The following is a 12,123-nucleotide window of genomic DNA, read 5'->3' as shown; positions in this document are numbered from 1 at the left end:
TAAACGATTTGCCGCATTATCAGGAAACTTCTGAGGGAGACCCCTCTTAATTCAACCCATTTATCTCTATCTCCAGGAAAAATGCATCATGACTACACCACTGAACCTGCTGGTTGTTGACGGCAAAACTGTTGTTAAAACGGCTTCTCTGCCACAGGCAGCGAAAGGCCAACCGGTCCATGTCAAAGCCATCGACGGCGGTAAATACCTGCTGTCCAGTGGTGAAAATCATACCGCACCGGATCACATCGTGGTTAAGCGCGTTGGCAAAGACCTGCAGGTCTTCACCCAGGACGGCGACGATACCCCGGAAATCATCATTGACGGTTTCTACGATCATCAGGGCGAACTGTCCGGCATGGCCGCTGACGGCACCTATCACACCTACGTCAATCAGGATGGTTCGGATCGTGACGCCTTCCTGCTGCTGGACGACAGCGGCGCATCAACCCTGATCCTCGGCAGCGACAGCACCGCAGGTCTGGAAGGTCTGGCGGCGGCAGGCGGCCTGAGCAACGGCATGATCGCCCTTGGCGCACTGGCTGCACTGGCCGCGCTGACCGGCATCGCCGTTGCCGCGCACAACCGTGGCGGTCATGACCATCACGTTGCAGACCCTAAAGTCCCTGGCGTGACGTCAGCGACGGATAACGTCGGCAGCGTGCAGGGTAAAATTACCCAGCACGGCGTGACCGATGATTCCCGTCCGGTATTTGATGGCAAGGGTACGCCCAACAGCATCATCAACGTCTATGACAACGGTACCCTGATTGGCAGCACCGTGGTGGCGACCGACGGCAGCTGGGCATTCCAGCCGACCACCCCACTGCCGGAAGGTGCGCACGATATCAGCTTCAGCGAGACCAACTCTGCCGGCGTTGAGAGCCCACAGTCTGCCCCCGTCAGCTTCGATGTTGACCTGACCCCCCCTGCTGCTGCCGACATCATCAGCGTCACCGACGGTAAAGACCAGGACCTGATCCACGGCGGCTTGACCAACAACGGTGACGTTGAAATGTCCGGCAAAGACGCGACCCCAGGTGACGTGGTCAAAATGTACGACGGCGACAAGCTGATTGGCTCAACCGTGGTTGATGCTGACGGTAACTGGACCGTTCCAGGCACCATCGTCGGCGACGGCGAGCATGACCTGACCATCGGGATTACCGATCCGGCGGGCAACGAAAGCCCACGCTCCCCGGCGATCCCGGTTGACCTGGATACCACCGCACCAGATGCCCCAACGCCGACGCTGGCTGATGGCAACGGCCTGGATCTGACCCACGGCGGTCTGACCAATAACGGTGATATGGATATGTCCGGCAACGGCGCGACCCCAGGCGACGTGGTTAAACTGTACGACGGCGATAAGCTGATCGGTTCTGCCGTGGTTGATGACAGCGGCAACTGGACGATTCCAGGTGCGATTAGCGGCGATGGCAAACATGACCTGAGCGCCAGCATCACCGATCCGGCGGGCAATGAGAGCGCAAGATCTGCACCGATTGCCGTTGACCTGGATACCACTGCACCTGACGCACCAACCCCGACACTGGAAGACGGTAACGGCCTGGATCTGACGGCTGGCGGCCTGACCAACAACGGCGATATGGACATGTCCGGCAGCGGCGCAAATCCTGGCGACGTGGTGAAACTGTATGACGGTGACACCCTGATCGGCTCTGCAATCGTAGACGACAGCGGCAACTGGACCGTACCGGGTGCAATCTCTGGCGACGGCCCACACGACCTGAGCGCGACGGCCACCGACCCGGCGGGCAACGAAAGTGCTAAATCCTCGCCAATCAAGGTTGACCTGGATACCACCCCGCCGGCTGTTCCAACGCCAACGCTGGCCGATGGTAATGGACTGGATCTGACGGCAGGCGGCCTGACCAATAACGGCAGTCTGGACATGTCCGGTAAGGACGCAACCCCGGGTGACGTGGTGAAACTGTATGACGGCGACAAGCTGATCGGTTCGGCGGTGGTTGATGACAGCGGCAACTGGACCGTGCCTGGCGGCATTACCGGCGATACCACACACCCAATCAGCGCCACCATTACTGACCCGGCGGGCAATGAAAGCGCTAAATCTGCACCGATTAACGTTGATCTGGACACCGTCGCGCCGGCGGCTCCTGCCCCTACCCTTGCGGACGGCAACGGTCTGGATCTGACTGCCGGTGGCACCACCAACAATGGCCACCTGGATATGTCAGGCAGCGGTGGCACACCGAAGGATGTGGTGAAGCTGTATGACGGCGACACCGTGATTGGCTCGGCGGTGGTTGACGCCAGCGGGAACTGGACCGTACCGGGTGTCATTAGCGGTGACAGCACACACCCGATCACGGCGACCGCAACGGATCTGGCTGGCAACGAGAGCGCCCATTCTGCGCCGATCCCGGTTGCGCTGGATACCACGGCGCCAACCACCACGCTGCATCTGGATGATAACAATCCGACGCTGAGCGGCGTTACCGAAGCCAATGCCGTGGTGTTTATTTATGACGGCACTACCCTGCTGGGTAGCCAGAAGGCGAACGCAAGCGGTAACTGGAGCTGGAAACCGACCGGAAAATTGGCTGACGGTACCTATAACTACAACGCTACCGCGCAGGATGCATTAGGTAATACCAGTGCGCACACCGCTAATCTTGGTTTTAAAGTGGCCTCCACCGTTAACGATTTTAACGATACCACCGGACAGGGCTGGACAGTTTCAGCGGCCCATGCTGCAGATACCAGTTTCAACGGTAGCAGTATCACTGTGAGACCGAGTGGAGCCATGGCTACCGGGGAGATCCTTTACCGTGAATTTACCGTGCAGGCAGGACATACCTATAACCTGTCCTATGCCGGCGTCACCTGGGCGACATCGGGTACCACCAGGGAATATATGTCAGTGGGTGTGAGCATTAATGGCGCATCATTGGGTGCTCCCGGCCAGGTATACGCCGGTACAAATAGTTATACGTGGACGGCAACAACATCTGGCGTGGTGCGCCTTGCGATGTATACCGACAATACCGAACTTGCTCCGGGCAACTGGATCACGCTGGATAACTTCACCATCCGCGATTCGGCGCCGACCGGTGCAGTGTCTGTCAGCAGCTTCGGTGTGGAAAGCCATGATGACACCAGCGTGCAGCAAGATGACAGCATCAGCAGCCTGAGCACGCATCACGATGACAGCAACGCCACTGCGCAGCACGATGCGCAACCCACGACCGCGCAGACGGAAGGCGCATCGGCGACCACCGTGCAGCACGACGACGGCGCAAATCATTTCCAGCTGAGCGGTAACGAGCTGAAAATGATCGACACCGGTGCAGTCATCGACCTGTCGAACGTGGCGCAGCAGCATCAGGGCGAAGAGATCCACAGCCTGTCGCTGGAAGGTCACGGCAACAACGTACTGAACGTCAACATCAACGACGTACTGGCGCTGGGTAGCGACGATCTGTTCCAGCAGGACGGTAACAAGCAGTTGATGATCAAGGGCGATGCGGGCGATACCGTGAACCTGGAATCCGTCAACGGTGACAAGTCGCCGGAGCAGTGGAACGCGCAGGGTCAGGTCAGCCATGATGGCACCACCTTTAACGTTTACCAGAATGTGGATCATGATGTTGAAGTGCTGATCCAGCAGGGCATCCAGACCCACGTACAATAATCCCTTTGTGTATGGGCCATGGATGGCCCTTTGCCCGCCGCCTGGCGGGCTTTTTTTTTGCCTGCCAATTGTGGCCAGCCAGCACAAACCAAGACCCGGCCTGGACTTTCGCTTTTTTAACTCAGGCACAATCAAAGAAATTTCTTAGCTCGTTCCATTTTCTTGCTTTTCTATACAGGACAGCCTCTGATGCAGCAGATTTATGACTCCACCCATTCATCCCCACCACAGACGGAGGCCACGTTATTGACCTCCGCCACCGACCTCAGCGCCTATGGTGACTGGGACGATGTCGGCGAGGATGATCAAAACCGTCACGCCCGTGCCGCCAACAGCCTGGCGCCTGCACGCCCGATTGTCACCGGCACCGACGTCAGCCACGAGCTGGTGTTTTTGGTCAACGAACATCCCTTACTGCCGTCAGAGCCGGCGATCGCGGACCGCCCACAGACGGTCTCCCCGACTGACGTTCACGAGGAAGAAATGCACCAGGAAATGCCGGAGCATCAGCAAAACCTGGCGCAGCTGAGCGCCGTGACGCAAAACAACGCAGCGAATGCCAAAGGCGCAAATAGCACCCCGCTGGTTACTGAGCAGGAGCATAACGCCCATCAGAAGGCCGCGGCCCATACTGCGCCCGCGACCCACGCCGACGTGGCCAGCACGCCAGCCCATGTCGCGCATCCTGACGCCCACGCGGCGGTACAGGCGCACCAGATTGACAGCATTCAGGCCCATGCCGAAGCGGCCCATGCCAGCAGCAGCCCGGAAATCTATCAGGGCATCTCGCAGCATGATTCGCATCTGTCTGCGCTGATTGCCGCCGACAGTCTGCCGCTGGCAGGCCAGCCGGTGGTGGCTGACGCGCCGGCAGCAGCGCCAGCAGCAGCGGCAGCATCCGCACCAGGGCCAGGCATGCTTTCTGCGGCATCGGCACCGACCGCCAGCGAACTGCTTATTCCGGCCGAAGAGCTGCTGTTCAGTCACGACGCCAGCCTCAGTAATGACAGCCCAAAAGCGCTGGAGCTGACCGATCTGCTGGGCGGTGAAGCACCGGGCAGCTGGAATACCCATCAACCGACCATGGATGAAGGCGTAATGCAGGTGATGCCGGAATATACGCCCGTCGAACTCGAACAGACTGACCTCCATCACCTGTTCTGAATGCCTCCCGGTGCCAACGGTGCCGGGTGATAACCCGATAACCTGCTGATAATGATGAATCGATTCCTGCTGAGTTTTTTGCTGTGCGTGATAACGCTGGGGTATGGGCAGCCATTCGCCCAGGCAAGCCCTGCCTCGCTGACCCTGACGCCCCGCGTTGAGGTCATGCCGCCGGTGGTTAACTTCACCCCGGACGTTCGCGCCTGGCTGCAAACCCATGCGGAAATCCGCGTCGGCGTGTGGGGCATTTCACAGCCACCGGTCAGCGTCGGGATCGAGCGCGGCCAGCTGGCAGGCATCGATGCCGATTATCTGTCACTGCTGGAGTCGTCACTCAACGTTCATTTCACGCTGGTGCATTATCAGGACAGCAAAAGCGCGCTGGCGGCGTTAAGCCGCGGCGAAATCACCCTGCTGGCGATCTGGAATCGGGGCATGTCGGCGAATCAGCCGGTGCGCGCCTCCCTGCCCTGGCTGCTGGACCGCCCGGTGCTGGTCAGCCGTCAGCAACCCAATTCCGACCAACAGAACGCCGTCGACGCGCCGGACACGCTGCTGCGCGACCTGCTGGACGACTCGGCACGGCTGAGCGGACGTAACCCGCTGGAGACTGGCGAGGGCGGACATCAGGATTATTACCATGCGGTAAACGCCGTGGCGCTGGGCAACGAGGAAGCCCGCTGGATGAATCGCGCCACCGCCCACTATTTAACGCGCGACCGCCAGGTTGAGCATATCTGGCTGCATCCGCATCCCACGCAGGGTGACCTGAACCTCAGTTTTGGCGTCAGCACTGAATCGCCGCATTTATTGCGGGCCATCGATGCGGTGCTGCAAAACCTGCCGCTGGTCAGCCGCCTGCGCATTGCACATAACTGGGGGCTGGGTAACGATCACGTGATCGATCGTACCGAGCTACACCTCAACACTCTCGAGAGTCGCTGGCTAAAACGCCACGATCCCTTCACCGTGCTGCTGGACAGCCGCCGCAGCCCGCTGACGTTTGTCGATGCGAAAGGCCAGCCTGCCGGCCTCGCCGTCGACGTCCTCAAATGGATTAGCCAGCGCTATGGCCTGACTTTCTCCTGGCAGATCGCCGACAGCGATCGGCAGATGGCCGAGCTGCTGGTGCGCTATCCCAACGCACTGGTTGCCAGCGAGCTGACCGTGCCGGGGGAGAGTGAATCGGCGCAGTCCACCCTAACCTCCAGCGCGCCCTGGCTGATCAGCCCGGCGGTGCTGTTGATGAACCGTGCCAGCCCGCGTCCGGTCTCGCTGCACGATCTGAATGGTGAGAAAATCGCGATTGAGCGTCACAACCCGCTGATCCCCTGGCTGGAAACCTGGTTCCCTACCCTGCAACTGGTGCAGACCGACACCTCGGATATGGCGGTAAAGCTGCTGGAAGTGGGCGAGGTGCATGCCGCAATCTCCTCGCAGTTCAGCGCGCAGTATTACCTCAAGCACAACGATGAGCATCAGCTTTACCAGGCGCTGGCGCTGCCCGCCAGGCCGCTAAACGTCGGCTTTGCCGCGCGCGGGGATAATCCTTGCGCCATTAGCATTATCAACAAAGCGCTGCGCGCCACCTCGCCGGAAACCCTGCTTAAGCTGGCCTATAGCTGGCGTACCCTGCCCACCCCCATCGAAGAGCAGCATTTCTGGTCGACCCCGTTCTGGTCGGTGGCGCTTCCGCTTATCGGCCTGCTGCTGGTGCTGGTGCTGAGCGGGTTATGGATTGGCCGCCTGCGGCAGGCGTTGCGCAATATGCTGGCCCATCTGCGCCGCAACCAGATGCTGATTGAACAGCTGCAGCAGGCGCGGGATGAAAATCAGCGCATGCTGCAGGCGCACAATGCCTTTATGAAAAGCATGAGCCACGAAGTGCGCACGCCGATCAATGCAGTAATTGGCCTACTGGAGCTGGAACTGCGTCAGCAAACCCTCAGCGGCATGCACAACAGTAATCTGCAAACCGCCTATGAATCCGCCTGCGAGCTGATGTCGCTGACCGGCGATGTGTTCGATATTTTCCAGGCGGAAACCCAGGACACTCCGGGTATAGCGCGCATGGTGAATCTGCCGTCGCTGGTGCACAGCACCGTGGCCCTGTACCGCCAGCAGGCGGAAGAAAAATCGCTGCGCATCTCGGTGGTGAACGACCTGAAAGAAGCGCATTGCGAAACGGATTCGCTGCTGATTATCCGCGTGCTCTCCAGCCTGCTGCGCAACGCGGTGCGCCACACCGCACAGGGAGAGATTGAAGTCGCCCTTTATCAGGGCGATAAGGATGCCAGCGGTAACCTGCCGCTGGTGATTGAGGTGTGTGACGAGGGAGACGGGCTGCCGGATAATTTTGACCCGCTGATTGACGCAGGCAATAACGAAGGCGTTCTCAGCCTGCAGGGCACCGGCTTAAGCCTGCTGGCCTGTCAGACCATGCTGGAACAGGCCGGCGGCGAGCTGATTATTGAAAGCGAAGCCGACAGCGGCACCACCGTCAGCCTGCACCTGCTGGTCCGGCCGGCGCCGCCACAGGATGAGGAGGTCCCGCCGATGGCCGGGCTGAATATTCTGGTGGTGGATGACTACCCGCCGGCGCTGCAGATCCTGCGCCAGCAGCTCAAGGCGATGGGACATCAGGTGACCACCGCCGCACATGGGCTGGAGGGGCTGTACTGCTGGCAAAACAAGGCAGACTTTGCCCTGATTATCACCGACTGCACCATGCCAGAAATGGACGGTTTTGAGATGACCCGCCGCATCCGTGCGCTGGAACAGCAGCGTGGAGCGTCGCCGCTGCCGATTCTGGGTCTGACGGCCATGAGTGGTGCCGAGGTCACCCAGGATTGTCTTAACGCCGGCATGAATCAGTGCCTGACCAAACCCCTTTCGTCGAATGCGTTACAGCATCTGATTGCGCACTATACCGAAGCAAAACATTGTCTTCCCGCGTGATGAAAGAGACCCGGCCTGGATTCTGCTCAAGCGGATTATGGGATCATTCTTTCTTCGCCTCTGACTTAATTTAAAGGAATAACATGTCCACCAACGTTGTCATCTATGATAATCATCCGATTATTTTGGAGGGATTAAAGCATTTGATGGCGCACAGGGATTACGCAGTAACGTGCAGTACCTCAGACGCCAGTGAATTTATTTATCAGGTCGAAACGGGACATCCCGGCATTGTTATTCTTGACCCACTGCATTTACCTGAAGAGTATTTTGAAAAACTGTGTCGTTTAAAACGCCTTAATAAGAAAATCAGAATCTTTGTGCTGGCAGGATCCGACAGCGTGTATCATTTAATTCGCGGTCACCGGCTGGAGATACAGGGTTATCTGAGTAAAACGGACGATCTGGAGATGCTGGATTATATGCTGGACAGATTAGCCAGCGGCAGGCATGTCTTTACCCATGCGATGCAGCAAAGAGTGATTAATAAAGACCGGGATTTTCAGCTGATGCTCTCTTTTACCAATCGCGAGCTGCAAATACTGCGCGAACTGGGTGCCGGGAAATCGAATAAAATTATCGCCGGCGAGCTGCTGTTAAGCAGTAAAACCATCAGCACTTACAAGCGCAGCATTATGAATAAATTACAGACCCAGAAAGTGCGTGATGTGATCGACTTCGCCCGCCGTAACGGCTTCTGAGCCCCCTTCCCGACTATCTGCCATTAAGCGCTGACCCAGCCTCAAGCTGCGTCAGATAGCGGGTCAGCACGGCGATCAACGTACTGCACTGTTCGGTCAGTACGTCTGCCTTTTCATCCTGCTCACGACAATTTAATTCCAACCGGATACAGGCCTCCGCCAGATCGTTGCGGCCGGCAATCCTGACGCTGCCTGCAATGCGGTGGGCCAGATCGGCCACCTCCACAGGATGTTCGGCAACCTTCAGCGTTGCCAGACGATTGAGATCCTCGCGCAGGGTGGTAATCATCAGCGAACGCATGGTGGCTTCTATCTGACGGTCGACCTCATCGTTACGCATTTCCTGGCTGTCTGGTGCGGGCGGACTGACGCTGATGCTGATGCTGCTCAGCGCCGCAGAAAGGCTGTTGATCGAGCAGGGTTTAAACAGACAGCTGTTCATGCCGGCTTCCAGGCAGCGTTCGGTAATCTCCTGCATGGCATTGGCGGTAAAGCCGATAATCCAGCCGGGTTCCCGCTGCTGCTCCTCTTCTGACTCGCGGATGATCTGCGTGAGCTGGTAGCCATTGATGCCGGGCATATTGCAGTCGGTGATGATCACGTCGAAGTGATTGTTTTGCCACAGCTTGAGCGCCTCGTAGCCGTCGCTGGCCAGATGGGCATGCTGCCCAAGCCACGCCAGCTGTTTCGCCAGCAGGATGCGGTTGGCGGCATTATCGTCCACCACCAGCACATTCAGCGTTGGCAGCCCATCTTCAGGGCCGTCTTCCGCTTGTGGCGTCTGCTGTTCCTGCACCACCTGCTGCAAGGCCAGCATGGCGCGTACCCGCGTCCCAACGCCCTTCTCGCTGCTCAGCGTCAGCGACCCCTGCATGTTTTCACAGATGGTGCGGCTGATATACAGCCCCAGTCCGGTGCCGGCGCGGCGGTTTTCCGCCTGACTGAAGGGCTGGAACAGTGCCGCCTGGCTGGCGGCGGCGATGCCAATGCCGCTGTCCTGCACCTCAATGCAGTACTGCACGCTGCTGCTGCCCGGCACGCGCGTCTGCGACAGCGTCAGGGTCACGCCGCCCTGGTCGGTAAATTTAATCGCGTTGCTTAACAGATTGGCCAACACCTGCTTGATACGCAGCGGGTCGGCCAGCACATCGACAATCGGCTCGTCGGGATAATGCTTGCTCAGGGTGATATTTTTGTCGATCGCCAGCCCCTGATAAACCTTCAGCATATTGTCGATCAGTTTGCCGAGGTTAACCGTCTCCGGGTTGAATTCCAGATGGCCACCTTCAATGCGGCTGATATCGAGGATATCGCCAATCAGTCCGACCAGACTGTCCGCCGACTCATAGGCCACTTCCAGCGCCTGTAAATCGATCTCCTTTTGACGCCCTTTCTTCAGCGCCATATCCAGCATGCCGATAATCGCATTCATCGGCGTGCGGATCTCATGGCTCATGGTGGAGAGGAACACCGATTTGGCGCGGTTCGAATCTTCGGCACGCTCTTTGGCATCACGCAGTTCCGCAAACAGCGCTTCACGCTCGGTAATGTCCATCCAGCCGCCAATCACCCCCATCACCTTGCCGTCGCTGTCGTGCCACGGCTGGATCCACTGATAGACCGTCAGGCCAATCGAAGAGTCCGGATTGTCATACAGGTCGTAGCGGCGATCCTCAACAATCGACCGGTCGGTTGCGATCACCTCCAGCATCTGCTGGTGATAGAAGCTGGCCTGTTCCGGCGTGCGTAAACCCGGTGACTGCTCCATGGTGGTGCCGAGCGAGGCGTCATAATCGATGCCGGTCTCTTCCAGATAGCGCTGGTTGCAGTAGATTAAACGCGCGCTGTTATCACGCAGCGAGACCGGGAACGGCATGCTGTTAACCACTTCACGCAGTTGGGAGAGCTGGTTGTTGAGCTGGCGGCGCAGTTCGGCCTTGCGCTTAATTTGCTGACGCAGATAGAGCGCCCAGCCGGTGATCAGCGCAATGATCAGCAGGGTAAAGATGCCGCTGGCAATCAGCACTTCGCGATAGCGCGACCAGAAGTTATCCACTACCACAAAATCACTTGGCCGCCAGCGGTTGGCCAGGCTCTCCATTTCGGACGGCGGTATGCTCAGCAACACTTTATCCAGCAGAGAACGCAGTTGGGGATCGGTACGGCCCACGCCAAACGAGATCCACGCGGGATTGTCCCCCACCGTGGCGACGATTTTTAACCGGTTGGCATACTGCGTTTTGATATGGTAATCGGCCATCATCAGGATACTGGCCGAGGCATCCGCCTTGCCGTTGGCGACGCTGGATAACAGCTGCGCCTCGTTCTCGACCATCACCAGTTGAATTTCGGGATAGCGCGAACGCACCATCCCTTCAATGCCGGTATCCCTGACCAGCGCCAGACGCTTGCCGCGCAGATCGGGCAAAGAATGGATGCTGTTATCTTTTTTACGCACCGCCAGCGCAAACGCACTGCGCATATAGGGGCGGGTAAACAACAGCTGCTGGTTGCGCTTCTCGCTTGGCGTCAGCGAGGCCAGCATATCGGCCTTCGCGCTCATCACCCCTTCCACCAGCTCACGCGTGCTGTCGACCGTCTCGAAATGGAAATCCAGCCCGGTTTTCAGCGCAATCGCCGAGAACAGATCGCCGACCATGCCATGCAGCGCCCCGCTGCTGTCGACAAAGGAGATCGGCGCGGCATTGTCCTCGCTGTACAGCAGAACGTTCACCACCGGATGACTTTTCATCCAGTGCTTTTCTTCTTCACTAAAAACCAGCGGCGCAGCGGTCTGGGTAATGCCGATCAGATCCGGTTGCCACAGGCGATGCAGCTGCTCAACATCCTCCTGCGGCAGGGCGGCAATCGCCCGGTTCGCCAGGGTAATCAGCATCGGGTTATTCAGGCTGAAGGCGAAGCCGACATCGCGTTCCGGCAGATTGCTGAAGCGCTCAAGCTTGACGTTATTGAGGAAGTTGCGGCTCAGGGAGTAGCTGTTGCCCAGATAGGCCTGCGCCTGGCCAAAGGCCACCGCACTGAGGGCATCCTGATAATTGTCATACAGGCGAAAATGCGCGGCGGGATAGGCATCCTTCACCATCGCCAGCGGCAGGTAATCTTTCGCCATCGCCACGGTGATCTCGTTGAGGTCTTCCGGCAAAGGCTGCTTATCATCGGTATTGACCCCCAGCACCGGCTTTTCACTGGCGTAAGGTCGGGAGAGTTGAAAATCACTGTCTTTCCTGAACTGAGGAACCGACGGGATCAGGTCAATTTCACCCTGCGCCAGCGCCTGCCACTGCGCGGTAATGGTCGGATAGGATCGAATAACCACCGGCAGATTAAGCTGCCAGCCAATGCGCCCGATATAATCTGCGCTCAGCCCTTCAAACTCGTGGCGATTGTTGATCATACCAAAGGGTGGCGCATCCTCATTAAGGATGCCGACCACCAGCTGTTTCTTTTGCTGCAGGTAGGCGCGCTGTTCCGGCGTGACGTCCAGCCGCTGTAATGACGGCGTAAAGGCGCGCATCAGTAAATGGTATTCAGCAGCATGGGCGGGGATCAGCAACAACAGGGTGAGTGCCATCACCCACCCTTTCAACAAGCGCGCCATAG

The 12,123-nt window shown here is 58.4% G+C and carries 5 protein-coding genes; 4 read left to right on the top strand and 1 reads right to left on the bottom strand.

Going from position 1 to position 12,123, the window contains the following annotated elements; all coding sequences use genetic code 11:
• Nucleotides 1-88 precede the first annotated feature (88 nt).
• From EBC_RS10845 to EBC_RS10830, 4 genes are all read left to right on the top strand, one after another.
• Nucleotides 89-3,679, top strand: coding sequence for an Ig-like domain-containing protein (locus EBC_RS10845; RefSeq protein WP_013201830.1), 3,591 nt, complete (start codon nucleotides 89-91; stop codon nucleotides 3,677-3,679).
• A 189-nt stretch (nucleotides 3,680-3,868) separates the two neighbouring features.
• Nucleotides 3,869-4,843, top strand: coding sequence for a hypothetical protein (locus EBC_RS10840; protein ID WP_013201829.1), 975 nt, complete (start codon nucleotides 3,869-3,871; stop codon nucleotides 4,841-4,843).
• A 51-nt stretch (nucleotides 4,844-4,894) separates the two neighbouring features.
• Nucleotides 4,895-7,801 (top strand): response regulator, encoded by a 2,907-nt coding sequence (locus tag EBC_RS10835; protein WP_013201828.1) that lies wholly within the window; start codon nucleotides 4,895-4,897, stop codon nucleotides 7,799-7,801.
• Nucleotides 7,802-7,884: 83 nt separating this feature from the next.
• Nucleotides 7,885-8,502, top strand: coding sequence for a response regulator transcription factor (locus tag EBC_RS10830; protein WP_013201827.1), 618 nt, complete (start codon nucleotides 7,885-7,887; stop codon nucleotides 8,500-8,502).
• A 13-nt stretch (nucleotides 8,503-8,515) separates the two neighbouring features.
• On the opposite strand, the gene EBC_RS10825 is transcribed toward EBC_RS10830, so the two are convergent.
• Entirely contained in the window at nucleotides 8,516-12,121 is a 3,606-nt protein-coding gene (locus tag EBC_RS10825) for a transporter substrate-binding domain-containing protein (protein WP_231853689.1), read from the bottom strand.
• Between the last annotated feature and the right edge of the window lie 2 nt (nucleotides 12,122-12,123).

This window comes from Erwinia billingiae Eb661, assembly GCF_000196615.1.
GTDB lineage: Bacteria > Pseudomonadota > Gammaproteobacteria > Enterobacterales > Enterobacteriaceae > Erwinia > Erwinia billingiae.
This window is presented reverse-complemented; position numbering and strand designations above follow the sequence as displayed.